The 14,007-nt window shown below is 54.1% G+C and carries 12 protein-coding genes; 2 read left to right on the forward strand and 10 right to left on the reverse strand.

What is annotated here, in order from left to right; all coding sequences use genetic code 11:
• Nucleotides 1-64: 64 nt before the first annotated feature.
• The 6 genes from dapB to ribF form a co-directional block, all read right to left on the reverse strand.
• Nucleotides 65-886: a 4-hydroxy-tetrahydrodipicolinate reductase gene (dapB, locus tag GSQ70_RS06985; RefSeq protein WP_158781879.1), complete on the reverse strand. Its 822-nt coding sequence runs from the start codon at nucleotides 884-886 to the stop codon at nucleotides 65-67.
• Nucleotides 887-1,255: 369 nt separating this feature from the next.
• Nucleotides 1,256-2,209 (reverse strand): 4-hydroxy-3-methylbut-2-enyl diphosphate reductase, encoded by a 954-nt coding sequence (gene ispH / locus GSQ70_RS06990; RefSeq protein WP_158781880.1) that lies wholly within the window; start codon nucleotides 2,207-2,209, stop codon nucleotides 1,256-1,258.
• The gene (gene fkpB / locus GSQ70_RS06995) at nucleotides 2,190-2,660 is read right to left on the reverse strand and encodes an FKBP-type peptidyl-prolyl cis-trans isomerase (protein WP_158781881.1); all 471 of its coding nucleotides are present in this window, start codon (nucleotides 2,658-2,660) and stop codon (nucleotides 2,190-2,192) included. Before fkpB ends, ispH begins: the two co-directional genes overlap by 20 nt.
• A gap of 9 nt (nucleotides 2,661-2,669) precedes the next feature.
• Complete coding sequence (lspA, locus tag GSQ70_RS07000; protein ID WP_199257230.1) at nucleotides 2,670-3,170, reverse strand: signal peptidase II; 501 nt, start codon at nucleotides 3,168-3,170, stop codon at nucleotides 2,670-2,672.
• Nucleotides 3,170-5,986 carry an isoleucine--tRNA ligase gene (ileS, locus tag GSQ70_RS07005; RefSeq protein WP_158781882.1) on the reverse strand — a complete coding sequence of 939 codons (2,817 nt, stop codon included), beginning with the start codon at nucleotides 5,984-5,986 and terminating at the stop codon, nucleotides 3,170-3,172. The genes lspA and ileS overlap by 1 nt, the downstream gene beginning before the upstream one ends.
• Nucleotides 5,987-6,016: 30 nt before the next feature.
• On the reverse strand, nucleotides 6,017-6,955 hold the full coding sequence (ribF, locus tag GSQ70_RS07010; protein WP_158781883.1) for a bifunctional riboflavin kinase/FAD synthetase: 939 nt from the start codon (nucleotides 6,953-6,955) through the stop codon (nucleotides 6,017-6,019).
• A 317-nt stretch (nucleotides 6,956-7,272) separates the two neighbouring features.
• On the opposite strand from ribF, the gene rpsT reads away from it, so the two are divergent.
• Nucleotides 7,273-7,536: a 30S ribosomal protein S20 gene (rpsT, locus tag GSQ70_RS07015; protein ID WP_158781884.1), complete on the forward strand. Its 264-nt coding sequence runs from the start codon at nucleotides 7,273-7,275 to the stop codon at nucleotides 7,534-7,536.
• Between the two features lie 52 nt (nucleotides 7,537-7,588).
• Here the strand turns inward: rpsT and nhaR are convergent, their stop codons facing one another.
• From nhaR to dnaK, 4 genes are all read right to left on the reverse strand, one after another.
• Nucleotides 7,589-8,488 (reverse strand): transcriptional activator NhaR, encoded by a 900-nt coding sequence (gene nhaR, locus GSQ70_RS07020; RefSeq protein WP_158781885.1) that lies wholly within the window; start codon nucleotides 8,486-8,488, stop codon nucleotides 7,589-7,591.
• A 58-nt stretch (nucleotides 8,489-8,546) separates the two neighbouring features.
• The gene (nhaA, locus tag GSQ70_RS07025; RefSeq protein WP_158781886.1) at nucleotides 8,547-9,707 is read right to left on the reverse strand and encodes a Na+/H+ antiporter NhaA; all 1,161 of its coding nucleotides are present in this window, start codon (nucleotides 9,705-9,707) and stop codon (nucleotides 8,547-8,549) included.
• Between the two features lie 209 nt (nucleotides 9,708-9,916).
• Complete coding sequence (dnaJ, locus tag GSQ70_RS07030; protein WP_158781887.1) at nucleotides 9,917-11,053, reverse strand: molecular chaperone DnaJ; 1,137 nt, start codon at nucleotides 11,051-11,053, stop codon at nucleotides 9,917-9,919.
• Nucleotides 11,054-11,159: 106 nt separating this feature from the next.
• Nucleotides 11,160-13,076, reverse strand: coding sequence for a molecular chaperone DnaK (dnaK, locus tag GSQ70_RS07035; RefSeq protein ID WP_158781888.1), 1,917 nt, complete (start codon nucleotides 13,074-13,076; stop codon nucleotides 11,160-11,162).
• A gap of 320 nt (nucleotides 13,077-13,396) precedes the next feature.
• Here dnaK and satP point away from each other — a divergent pair, with 320 nt between their 5' ends.
• Nucleotides 13,397-13,999: an acetate uptake transporter gene (satP, locus tag GSQ70_RS07040; RefSeq protein ID WP_158781889.1), complete on the forward strand. Its 603-nt coding sequence runs from the start codon at nucleotides 13,397-13,399 to the stop codon at nucleotides 13,997-13,999.
• Nucleotides 14,000-14,007 lie beyond the last annotated feature (8 nt).

Here is a 14,007-nt window from a genome sequence, read left to right on the forward strand (position 1 = left end):
AATTATTGCCCATTCAATCATAAAGTTAAGATTGAAATAACCACATCACGATGGTGCACAACACTTACAAATCATCGAGATCAAGCACATTTCTCATATCGTAAAGACCAGATTTTCGAGAACCAATCCAGTCAGCAGCTTTAACTGCACCTTTTGCGAAGGTCATGCGGCTTGAAGCCTTATGGGTAATCTCCACGCGCTCGCCAATATCTGCAAACATCGCTGTATGTTCACCAACGATATCTCCGGCGCGAACGGTGGCAAAACCGATGGTTTGCGCTTTGCGCTCTCCAGTGTGACCTTCGCGGGTGTATACCGCGTGCTCGTTTAAATCCCAATCCATTGCATCAGCAATCGCTTCCCCCATGGCCAGTGCGGTGCCGGATGGGGCATCCACTTTATGCCGGTGATGGGCTTCAACAATCTCAATATCAGCATAGTCACCCATCACTTTAGCTGCCTTTTCCAGCAACTTCAGCACCAGGTTAACGCCAACGCTGAAGTTGGCCGCGAACACGATACCGATATCTTCAGATGCCGCTTTGATCGCCGCTTTACCCGCTTCATCAAAACCGGTGGTACCAATGACCATCGCCTTATGATGCTGGCGGCAGAAGGCCAGATACTTCAGCGTCCCTTCCGGGCGGGTGAAGTCAATCAGCACGTCAAAGTCATCCGCCACGGCGGCCAGGTTGTCGCTGACTTTAATGCCCAGTACGCCAATTCCTGCCAGCTCACCGGCGTCCACGCCGCTCAGCGAGGATCCCTCACGCGCCAGCGCGGCGCCCAGGCACACGCCTTCCGCCTCATGGGCTGCCTGAATTAACTGACGCCCCATGCGTCCCGGAGCGCCAACAATGGCAAGGCGGATCTGTGCATCTTTCATAGTAAATCCCTTGTGTCTGTGCATGCAAAGCGCAGTCAGGTTAACGACGTGTTAAACCTCGCGCCACAACAAAAAACCAGTAATAAGAATTTTATGTCAGCCGCGATGGATTATCAGTAAAACAAATTTTATTCGCTTGCGGCAAAAAGTGAGAAAAGCGCGCCGCAACAGAACGGCGCGAAGGCGATGGCGGGTTTCAGCGGGCCTCTTTATTGAGGAGCAGAAGTTGGCTCAGGTGTGGAAGGACTTGTTTAATCAGACGCCACAGCAATTAACTGGTTTCCATTAAAAAAAGAGAGATTCAGTCATCTGAAACTGAATCTCTTTTTATCATGCATCCAGCTCTCTTACAGGAAGAGTATTTTGATATTAAGTGATTTCCTTAATATCAACCCGCAGCTCTTTCGGCACTTCGAAAACAATATTCTCTTCGCGGCCAATCAGCTCGATAGCCGCTTCGCCACCCAACTCGCGCAGGCGCTGGATCACTTGCTGTACCAGAATATCCGGTGCAGATGCTCCAGCCGTTACTCCCACACAGCTGACACCCTTAATCCACTCTTCCTGAATATCTTCAGCAGAGTCGATCAGCCGCGCCAGTTTCCCGGCACGCTGAGCCAGCTCCGCCAGCCGATTGGAGTTGGAGGAGTTGCGGGACCCCACCACCAGCACCACATCGGCATCTTTCGCCAGCGTACGCACCGCTTCCTGGCGGTTAGTGGTGGCGTAGCAGATATCATCTTTACGCGGCCCGATAATTTTCGGGAAGCGCTCACGAAGCGCATCAATCACTTCATAAGTATCATCCACCGACAGCGTGGTCTGGGTCATGAAGCTCAGGTTCTGTTCATCCTTTACCTGCAGCTTATAGACATCTGCCGGTGACTCCACCAGGTACATGCCCCCTTTCGGGTTGCTGTACTGACCCATGGTGCCTTCCACTTCCGGATGACCGGCGTGACCGATGAGAATGGCTTCGGTGCCCTTACGGCTGGCACGAGCCACTTCCATATGTACTTTGGTCACCAGTGGGCAGGTGGCATCAAACAGCATAGTCAGATCGCGTGCACGGGCTTCTGCACGTACAGCCTGAGAAACACCGTGCGCGGAAAAAATCAGGATCGAGCCATCGGGCACTTCACTGATATCTTCAATAAAGATCGCCCCGCGCTCACGCAAGCTGTTGACAACATAACGGTTATGAACCACTTCATGACGCACGTAGATAGGCGCGCCGTACATTTCCAGCGCACGCTCCACGATGCTGATGGCACGATCGACACCGGCACAAAAGCCGCGGGGATTAGCCAACAGGATTTGCATTTGTCGCCTCCAGTACCGGATCGATCTCCAGTACTTCAACATCGAAGTGGATAATTTGTCCGGCCAGCGGATGGTTGAAATCCACGGTGATAGAATCACCGGAGATCTCCCGGATCACTCCCGGCATTTCATTGCTATCCATCCCGCTGAACAACATAATCGCGCCAATCTCCGGTTCGCCCGCCTGGGTAAAATCACGACGGGAGAAATACTGGATAAGGTCCGGGCTGGTATGGCCGAAAGCCGATTCCGGCTCCAGCGAAAAGGCTTTCTTCTCGCCCACTTTCAGCCCCAGCAGCTCGGCTTCCAGTCCTTCGGACAGGCTGCCGTCGCCCAGGCTGAACAGCGCTGGCTTACCATTATTGCGCGTGGATTCCGCCGTTGAACCGTCAGCCAGTTTCAAGGTGAAATGCACCAGAACCGCGCTGTTGCGCTGTACAGAATCAGTCATGCCCTGCCCTTAACTTTTAGCTTGCTTGCTGGCAGGAGAAAGAAAACCTTCCAGCACAATCAGTGCAGCACCGATACAGATGCCGCAGTCAGCGATATTGAAAGTGGCAAAGTGCCAGTCGCCAACGTAGAAGTCGATAAAATCGACCACAAAACCGTGATAAGCCCGGTCAAACAGATTGCCCAGAGCACCACCGATAATCAGCGCATAAGCGATGTTATTCAGCTTCTTGCTGGCTTCGGTACGGTACATCATCACCAGCAGCGCCACCACGATGGCCACCGCAATCCCGGCGAAGAACCAGCGCTGCCAGCCCCCTTTATCCGCCAGGAAACTGAAGGCCGCGCCGTAGTTATGAGCATAAAAGAAGTTGAAGAAAGGCATCACCGGCATCGACTCATGCAGCGTCAGCGTATTCATGATCCACTGCTTGCTGGCGAAGTCGATGACAATCACCACCAGCACCAGCCAGATCCAGCGTAAACCGGTCGAGAAAATTGGCTTACTCATCAGGCAAACTTACGCTGTTCGCCAGCGCCCGCAATGTTGGTGACGCAGCGGCCACAGACGTCCGGGTGCTCAGCACTCTGACCAATATCAGTAGTGTAATGCCAGCAGCGTGGACATTTCTCGCCTTCTGCTTTGTGCAGGGCAATTTTCAGACCATTCAGCAATTCGCTCTGCTGCGCTTCTTCTGTGGCCAGCGCGTAATCCGCTACCTGCGCACCGGAGGTCAGCAGCACAAAGCGCAGCTCCATTCCCAGGCTGGTCAGTTTTTGCGCCAGCGCCGCGTCGGCATACAGCGTCACGGTCGCTTCCAGAGAACCTCCCACACGCTTGTCAGCACGAGCCTGTTCGATAACCTTGTTCACTTCGCCACGGACTTTCAGCAGCTCGGCCCAGTAGCTGTCGTTCATCGGTTCGTTATCCGCCAGACCAAACAGTCCGTCGTACCACTCTTCGGTGAAGACATACTTTTCGCGTTTGCCCGGTAGCTCGTTCCAGATCTCATCTGCAGTGAACGACATGATCGGTGCCATCCAGCGTACCAGTGCTTCCGCAATGTAATAGAGCGCGGTCTGGCAGCTGCGACGCGCCACACCATCGGCTTTAGCGGTGTACTGACGGTCTTTAATGATGTCCAGATAGAATGAACCCATCTCCACAGAACAGAACTGCATCAGACGCTGAACAACCTCATGGAAGTCATAGCTGGCGTAAGAAGCGATGATATCGTCCTGCGCGGCTTTGGCACGGCCTACCGCCCAGCGATCCAGCACCACCATATCCTCTGGCTTCACGCTGTCCGTTTCCGGGTTAAAGCCGTTCAGGTTTGCCAGCAGGAAGCGGGCGGTATTACGGATACGACGGTAAGAGTCTGCAGAGCGCTTGAGGATCTCGTCAGAGACGGCCATCTCGCCGGAGTAGTCAGTAGAAGCCACCCACAAACGCAGAATGTCGCCCCCCAGCTTGTTCATCACGTCCTGTGGAGAGACGGTGTTACCGATTGATTTCGACATTTTGCGGCCCTGACCATCCACGGTGAAGCCGTGAGTCAGTACCTGACGGTAAGGCGCTTTGCCTTTCATCGCCGTTGAAATCATCAGAGAAGACATAAACCAGCCGCGATGCTGATCCGATCCTTCCAGATACATATCCGGCGTGTGGCCGCCAAATTCCGGGCGTGCATCCACTACAGAGTAGCTGGTTGATCCTGAATCGAACCAGACGTCCAGCGTGTCCGGTACCTTGACGTAATTTTCTGCGTCAGCCCCCATCAGCTCTTTCGCGTCCAGATCCCACCAGGCCTGAATCCCGTCCTGCTCAACGCGCTGAGCGACTTTCTCCATCAGCTCAAGGGTATCCGGGTGCAGCTCTTCGGTCTCTTTATGCACGAACAGCGCCATCGGCACGCCCCACGTACGTTGACGTGAGATACACCAGTCAGGGCGGTTAGCCACCATAGATTCAATACGCGCCTGGCCCCAGTCCGGGATCCACTGCACGCCTTTGATCTCTTTCAGCGACTGCGCACGAAGGCCTTTCTGATCCATGCTGATAAACCACTGCGGAGTGGCACGGAAGATGATTGGTGTTTTGTGACGCCAGCAATGAGGATAGCTGTGCAGCAGTTTTTCCACGTGCAGCAGCGCGCCTTTTTCACGCAGCAGCTCAACCATCATGTCGTTGGCTTTGAATACGTTCACACCATCCAGCGTCGGGTAAGTGCCCGGCAGGTAGCTACCGTCTGGCCCGACCGGATTAGCCACTTCAATGCCGTATTTCTGACAAATCACATAGTCATCCGGACCATGAGCTGGCGCAGTATGCACAGCACCGGTACCGGCTTCCAGCGTGACGTGCTCACCCAGAATCACTGGTGAGGTCAGTTCGAGGAACGGATGCTGGAAAGGCATCAGCTCCAGAGCTGCGCCTTTCGCCTCACCCAGTACCTGCCATTCCTTGATCCCGGCGCGCTTCATCACGCTCTCAACCAGATCTTTTGCCAGGATCAGCGCACGACCGTCGATCTGCACCAGCTGATAGTCAAATTCCGGGTGCAGAGAGATCGCACGGTTAGCTGGCATGGTCCACGGGGTGGTGGTCCAGATGACCAGGGAGATTGGGCCTTCAACGCTGTCAGCACCAAATTTGGCACGCGCCGCGTCTTTGTCCACGGCGTTAAACATCACGTCGATGGAAGGGGACGTTTTGTCATAGTACTCAACTTCAGCTTCAGCCAGCGCGGAACGGCAGTCCAGGCACCAGTGCACCGGCTTGGCGCCTTTGTGCAGATGACCATTGCCGATGATTTTACCCAGCGCACGGATAATATTGGCTTCCGTTTTGAAATTCATCGTCAGATACGGGCGATCCCAGTCACCCAGCACGCCCAGACGGATAAAGTCTTTTTTCTGGCCTTCAACCTGCTCCGCAGCATAGTTGCGGCAGGCTTCACGGAACTCGGCCGCGCTGACTTTCTCACCCGGCTTACCGATCATCTGCTCGACTTTGTGCTCAATAGGCAGACCGTGGCAGTCCCAGCCCGGGACATAAGGCGAGTCGAATCCGGCCAGCCCCTTGGACTTAACAATTATGTCTTTCAGAATCTTGTTAACTGAGTGACCAATATGAATGCTGCCGTTCGCGTAAGGAGGGCCATCATGCAGGATAAAGGTTTTTTTCCCTTTTTTGGCTTCGCGGATGATGCCGTACAGATTGTCATCATACCAACGTTGCAGCATTCCCGGTTCGCGTTTGGCCAGATCGCCACGCATCGGGAACCCCGTTTCCGGCAAATTCAGGGTAGATTTATAGTCACTCATCAGATTCTCGATTCCGTATTTCGGTTCTGTTTAAACCGGTGTTTTCAGCCCAAAAAACGTTCGGGCAGTCACCACATCTTTAGCAATTTGCTCTTTGAGCGCGTCCAGTGAGGCAAAACGCTGCTCATTACGAATTTTTTCACGGAGCACCACATCTATATGGCGACCGTACAGGTCCATTGCAACATCCAGCAGGTGAACTTCCAGCTGCTGGCGCATCCCGGCCACGGTGGGACGGGTACCAATGTTGGCCACGCCGGGCAGCGGCTTATCGCCAAGGCCATGAACGTCAACGGCATAGACCCCTTTTACCGGCGAAGCATAACGCTTCAGCGGCAGATTAGCCGTGGGGAAGCCAATGGTACGGCCCAGCGCATCACCGTGTACCACCCGACCAGAAATGCTGAAGGGATGGCCCAAAAGCGTGGCTGCCAGCGGCAGATCGTCTTCTGCCAGTGCCTGTCGCACCGCGGTGCTGCTGATACGCTTGCCATCTTCACAGAAAGTTTGGGTGCTGATCACATCAAAGCCATGCTCGGCACCGGCTTTCTGTAATAGCAGGAAATCCCCCTGGCGACCAGCGCCAAAGCGGAAATCATCCCCAACAGCGAGGAATCTGACGCCAAGCTTATCGACCAGCAGGTCGGCGATAAAACTTTGCGCCGTCTGCGCAGCGAAACGTCGATCGAAGCGCACACAGAGCACCGCGTCCACACCGGCTTCACTCAGATAACGGACTTTTTCACGCAGGCGCGTCAGCCTTGGCGGGGCTTTATCGACCGCAAACAGCTCAAGCGGCTGTGGCTCAAACAACATCACCACCACCGGCAGATTGCGCTGACGGCCTTCTTCGCACAGTCGGGTCAGCAGCGCCTGATGGCCGCGATGGACGCCATCGAAATTACCGATGGTCAGTACGCAGCCGCGATGCTGCTCCCTGAGATTATGTATGCCGCGGATAAACTTCATGGCTGGCTCAAATTTGTGGAAATCGGCGGATTATACCTTGTACAGTCGTGAAGGTTAACCCGCGAATGCGGCTTTCCGTTGTTCTTCGGGGCTTTTTCTGCCGTAAAAGGCGACTTCTTGCTTTAAGCTGCATTTATCTTCTGAATAAGCTGTATTCATCCGAACGAAGCTGGTAGAATCTTGCGCCATCGAAACGTAACCAGGTGTCGTTTTTTTAGCGACGCTTATTTGCACAAATCCATTGACAACCATGGGCCAAACGAGGCATATTCCTCGGCCTTTGAATTGTCCTCATAGAACTATTTGGGAGTTGGACCTTGGCTAATATCAAATCAGCTAAGAAACGCGCAGTAACGTCTGAGAAGCGTCGTAAGCACAACGCTAGCCGTCGTTCAATGTTGCGTACTTTTATCAAGAAAGTGTACGCGGCTATCGCTGTTGGCGATAAAGCAGCTGCACAGAATGCATTTAACGAAATGCAGCCAATTGTGGACCGTCAGGCAGCTAAAGGCCTGATCCACAAAAACAAAGCGGCACGCCATAAAGCAAACCTGGCTGCACAGATCGGCAAACTGGCTTAATCGCCACGCTGTCTGTCGCGCTCTGATAAAGAAACCGCCTCTGGCGGTTTTTTTATGTCTGCGGTTTAAGGAACACCTCGGTAAAATCCTTCTCGCAGATGCGCCTGACTGCCGGATGCTGGATCATTCGCTCGGCGAATATCACGTGATACTCCTCCACCACGCTCTCTATCCTTCCCAGTTCACTGATCCCTTTTTCATAGTAAACATCCCCGGCATAGCTGGATGGCGCCACAAAAATGGCATTGTTAGCCGCCCCGAAAGCCTTCATCAGCGCCGCATCATCAAACTCCCCGAGAATATCCACCGCCAGATTTTGCGTCTGGAACCAGTTAAGCAGTTTGCGCCCCAGCATTGAACGCCGCCCCGGTATCAGCAGTTTTTGCTGTTCAAGACAGGCCGGGAAAGGCAGCTCAGGCAGCGGATCGCGGCACCAGAAGCTGATGCCGCACTCACCCAGTTTGACCGAAAACAGTCCTTCCTGCTGGGTGGAGTCAATCGGGCAGTCGGAGAGGATCATATCCAGCTTGTGCTGGCTGAGCTGCTCCAGCAGCATCTCATGGGTGGATTCAAAGCAGCGCAGGTGAATACTTTCATCCGCTACCACCGCCGTCTCCAGCAGCTGGCTGACTATTCGTTTAGAAAGCGCATCGGCCACGCCAACATCGAACAGCAGGCTGGCTTCCTTGCGGTAGTTAACAATATCCAGCATCTCCTTGCTGAGCAGGAACATCCTGTCGGCATAGCGAAACACCAGCTGACCCAGTTCAGAGGGCACCAGCCCTCTGCCCTGACGCTTAAATAACTTACCCTGTAGCCGATCTTCCAGCGCCTTAATCTGGCCTGTGATGGTCTGCGGCGTCAGGTTGAGTACCTCAGCGGCACCCACCACAGAACCGGTTTTGCATACCTGCCAGAAGTAGTAGAGATGATTGTAGTTGATCTGTGACACAGGCAGATTCCCGCGAGGAAGAACAAAAGCCGGTCAGCGTAAACTGACCGGCTCAGCATCAGCGAAGTTTGATTCGCAGCAGCGTATAACCCACCACGGCAGAGACGACCGAACCAGTGAGGATACCGAGCTTGGCGAGCTTCACCATTTCAATATGGGCGGCATCAAAGGCCAGCGAGGCGATAAATATCGACATGGTAAAGCCGATGCCGCAGAGCACACCGATAGCTGCAATGTCCCGCATCCGCGTGCTTTCCGGCAGCGCGGCGATCCTCAGCTTCACCGCCAGCCAGCAGATCAGCGTGATGCCCAGCGGCTTACCGACAAACAGGCCGAGAATGATGCCCAGCGGAACGGCAGAGAACAGACCGTCCAGAGAGATACCGGCCAATGAAACGCCCGCATTGGCGAAGGCGAACAGCGGCAGGATCAGCCAGGTTACCCAGGGGGCTAAACTGTGGGCCAGATGAATGGCCGGAGAGTGGCCGTTCTTTTTCTCAAGAGGAATAAAAAAGCCCAGGATAACCCCAGCCAGCGTGGCATGAACGCCCGATTTAAGCACCGCGACCCACAGCACCATGCCCACCAGCATATAGACCGACAGATTACGCACGCCAAAGCGGTTCAGCAGAGCCAGCACCACTATCGCGCCAGCAGCCACGCACAGCGAGGTGACAGAGAGGTCCTGAGTATAAAAGAAGGCAATAATCAGGATCGCGCCAAGGTCATCAATCACTGCCAGCGCCATCAGGAACATCTTCAGCGCAGGCGGCACCCGGCTGCCTAACAGCGCCAGGATACCCAGCGCAAAGGCGATGTCCGTGGCCGTTGGGATCGCCCAGCCGTGGATTGCCAGAGAGTCACTGTGGTTCATCATGGCAAAGATTGCGCCAGGCGCAATCATGCCGCCAATTGCCGCAATCAGCGGGAACATCGCCCGCTCACGGGTTGCGAGAGAACCCGATATCAGCTCGTGTTTAACCTCCAGCCCTATCATCAGGAAGAACAATGCCATCAGCGCATCGTTAATCCACAGCAGCAGATCTTTGCTGATGTCCAGAGAGCCGAACCGGAATTCAACCGGCATATCCAGCACGTCCTGATAAGACTGCTGAGTTCCGGCATAGTTAGCCAGAAACATGGCGACTGCCGCCGCAATAATCAGAACCACACCGCCGGTTGCTTCATTTTTTAGGAGTCGCTTAAGCGCCAGTTTCATGGAAACGTCCTGGTAAAAGAGAAAAACAAAGTGCGCATAGCATACGCACTTAGACAGCTCGTAAAAAACAGTTTATACCCGCTTTACACTTCGCTATTTCCGAATAGTTTTATACCCCTCTCTGTCTCCGGTATTTGCACATTATAAAAAAAGTCCCGGACTTTCGACCGGGACTTTCTAAGCGTACTTAAACGGCTTAAGGGTATAAATTAACGGGTTAAATCGTCAAAGAATTTCTTCACGCCGTCAAAGAAACTTTTGGAGCGCGGGCTGTTTTTCTCGCCGCTCGGGCCGCCAAAGCTCTCTTCCAGTTCACGCAGCAGAGACTTCTGCTTCTCGTTCAGGCTGACCGGGGTTTCCACCACCACGCGGCACAGCAGGTCACCCTGCGCACCACCGCGAACGGATTTAACACCCTTGCCGCGCATGCGGAACAGCTTGCCGGTCTGCGTTTCTGAAGGCACCTTCAGCTTCACGCGGCCATCGAGGGTTGGCACTTCAATTTCGCCCCCCAGCGCTGCCATAGCAAAGTTAATTGGCACTTCACAGTACAGGTTGTTCTCTTCACGCTCGAAGATTGGGTGCTTGCGCACGGAAACCTGAACATACAGATCGCCTGCTGGCGCGCCGTGCTCACCTGCTTCACCTTCGCCGGTCAGACGGATACGGTCGCCAGTGTCCACACCTGCCGGGATTTTCACGGACAGCGTTTTAGATTTCTCCACGCGGCCATGACCGTGGCAGGCATTACAAGGATCCTTGATCACAGAACCGCGTCCGTGACAGGTCGGACACGCCTGCTGCACGGTAAAGAAGCCCTGACGCATCTGCACCTGGCCCTGTCCATGACAGGTCGGACAGGTTTGTGGCTGCGTACCGGATTTCGCGCCGCTGCCGTGGCAGACGTCACACTCTTCCAGCGTAGGGATACGGATCTCTTTGGTCACGCCGCGGACGGCTTCTTCAAGCGTCAACTCCATGTTGTAGCGTAAATCGGCTCCGCGCGCGGCACGCTGCTGACGGCGGCCTCCGCCAAAGATGTCGCCGAACACGTCGCCAAAGATATCGCTGAAGTCCGCTCCGCCGCCGCCAAATCCGCCGCCACCGCCCATACCGCCCTGTTCAAAGGCTGCATGGCCGTACTGATCGTAAGCCGCACGCTTCTGAGCATCGGTCAGGATCTCATAAGCTTCCTTGACCTCTTTAAACCTGGCTTCGGATTCTTTATCACCTGGATTACGGTCAGGATGGAATTTCATCGCCAGGCGTTTATAGGCCTTTTTGATTTCACGCTCTTCCGCTGATTTGGAAACGCCTAAAATCTCGTAATAGTCTTTCTTCGCCATTCTGGTGTTCCTGCCCTTAACATGCGTGCACGGGCGAGGAGAAACTCCTACGCCCGTGGGTTTAAGCAGTGACCCTTAGCAGGCCACCGTGCCCGCTCAAGGGCGATTATTTTTTGTTGTCTTTTACTTCTTCAAATTCAGCATCAACAACATCGTCATCTTTCTTCGCAGAAGCGTCGGCTGCATCAGCTGCGCCGCCAGCAGCCTGCTGCTGCTGAGCAAACTCCATCAGCTTGCTGGAGACTTCCATCAGCGCCTGCATTTTCGCTTCGATGTCTGCTTTGTCTTCGCCTTTCAGCGCGCTGTTCAGCTCGGTCAGGGCTGCCTCGATTGGCGCCTTGTCGTCTGCTGGCAGTTTGTCACCGGCTTCATCCAGCTGCTTGCGGGTGCTGTGCGACAGATGATCGGCCTGGTTGCGAACCTGCACCAGCTCTTCGAACTTACGGTCGGACTCCGCGTTAACTTCCGCGTCACGAACCATTTTTTCGATTTCATCGTCGTTCAGACCAGAAGAGGCCTTGATAGTGATCTTCTGCTCTTTACCGCTGTTTTTGTCTTTGGCAGACACGTGCAGGATACCATCCGCATCAATGTCAAAGGTAACTTCGATCTGCGGCATGCCGCGCGGTGCGGACTGGATACCGTCGAGGTTGAACTGGCCCAGAGATTTGTTATCTGCTGCACGTTTACGCTCACCCTGCACCACGTGAATGGTTACTGCAGACTGGTTATCTTCAGCAGTAGAGAACACCTGGCTGTGTTTGGTTGGGATAGTGGTGTTCTTGCTGATCAGCGAGGTCATCACGCCACCCATGGTTTCGATACCCAGGGACAGTGGCGTCACGTCCAGCAGCAGAACGTCTTTCACTTCACCAGCCAGCACGCCGCCCTGAACCGCAGCACCTACGGCAACAGCTTCATCCGGGTTGACGTCTTTACGTGGCTCTTTACCAAAGAACTCAGCAACTTTTGCCTGCACCATTGGCATACGAGTCTGACCACCCACCAGGATGACATCATTGATGTCAGACACGGACAGGCCGGCATCCTGCAGAGCGACTTTAAGCGGCTCGATAGAACGGGTCACCAGGTCTTCGACCAGGGATTCCAGTTTCGCACGGGTCACTTTGATGTTCAGGTGCTTAGGACCGGTCGCATCTGCAGTGATGTACGGCAGGTTAACATCGGTCTGCTGAGCAGAAGACAGTTCAATTTTCGCTTTCTCAGCGGCTTCTTTCAGGCGCTGCATCGCCAGCGGATCGTTGTGCAGATCGATGCCCTGATCTTTCTTAAATTCAGCCACGAGGTAGTTGATCATACGGCTGTCGAAGTCTTCACCACCCAGGTGGGTATCACCGTTGGTTGCCAGAACTTCGAAGGTTTTTTCGCCGTCAACTTCGTCGATTTCAATAATTGAGATATCGAAGGTACCGCCGCCCAGGTCATAAACCGCGATAGTACGGTTGCCCTGGCCTTTATCCATACCGTAAGCCAGTGCGGCTGCGGTTGGTTCGTTGATGATACGCTTCACGTCCAGACCGGCGATACGACCAGCATCTTTAGTTGCCTGACGCTGCGCATCGTTAAAGTAGGCTGGTACGGTGATAACCGCTTCAGTTACCGGCTCACCCAGGTAATCTTCCGCCGTTTTCTTCATTTTCTTCAGCACTTCTGCAGAAATCTGCGGCGGTGCCATTTTCTGGCCTTTCACATCGATCCAGGCGTCACCGTTGTCGGAACCGGCAATTTTGTAAGGCATGATTTTGATATCACGCTGCACTTCTTCATCCTGGAAGCGACGGCCAATCAGGCGCTTGATCGCAAACAGGGTATTTTGTGGGTTGGTCACTGCCTGACGCTTGGCCGGCTGGCCGACCAGGGTTTCGCCATCCTGGGTATAAGCGATGATGGAAGGCGTGGTGCGATCGCCTTCCGCATTCTCCAACACGCGAGCCTTGCCGCCGTCCATAATCGCGACACAAGAGTTAGTCGTACCCAGGTCAATACCAATAATCTTACCCATCTAAACATCTCCCACTTAAATTTATTTCAAATCAGGTTATGCACACTAAATGCGGTCTGTTTTCGCCGTTTCAACTCCCGACGCCGCGCTTTTTTTCCGGGCACATATCCTCGGATGCCAAATAAGATGGGGCCATCCCCTTCGGCATCAAGGGGGCGGATAAAAAAAATTTCGAATTTACCGCTCTCCAGATCAATGTTTCCCGCGCGTCTGCTCATTATCATGCCGCGCACGCTGAGAAAGCTGGCGGTTTTTTCCTCATTCGGGCCGGTTCTGACGTGACGTCACCATTTTCATTTTTCATATATCGCTGAGGGTTTATGCATACCAACAAGCTGGCAAATCCAGGTCCTTTGGGATTGATGGGTTTCGGGATGACCACTGTTTTACTGAATCTGCACAACGCAGGCTTTTTCCCGCTGACCGCCGTTATCATCAGTATGGGCATTTTTTTTGGCGGGTTTGCGCAGATCCTGGCTGGCCTGCTGGAGTATAAAAAAGGCAACACCTTTGGCCTGACCGCCTTTACCTCTTACGGCTGCTTCTGGCTGAGCCTGGTGGGAATTTTAGTGCTGCCGAAGATGGGCCTGGCTGAGGCGACTGATGCCACCATGCTGGGCGCATACCTGGCACTGTGGGGCGTGTTTACCCTGTTTATGTTCTTTGGCGCCCTGAAGGGCAACCGTGCGCTGCAATTCGTCTTTGCCAGCCTGACAGTGCTGTTTGCCCTGCTGGCTTATGGCAACATCACCGGTAATCACGCTGTGCTGATGTTTGCTGGCTATGAAGGGATAGTCTGCGGTGCCAGCGCAATTTATCTGGCGATGGCTGAAGTGATTAATGAGCAGTTGGGCCGGACCGTGCTGCCAATTGGCGAACCGGGCCGTGTAACCGCTCCTGCGGGTGAGATGAGCCAGGCGTAAAAGGCCTG

Origin of the sequence: Pantoea sp. BAV 3049 (assembly GCF_009765445.1) — a bacterium.
GTDB lineage: Bacteria > Pseudomonadota > Gammaproteobacteria > Enterobacterales > Enterobacteriaceae > Erwinia.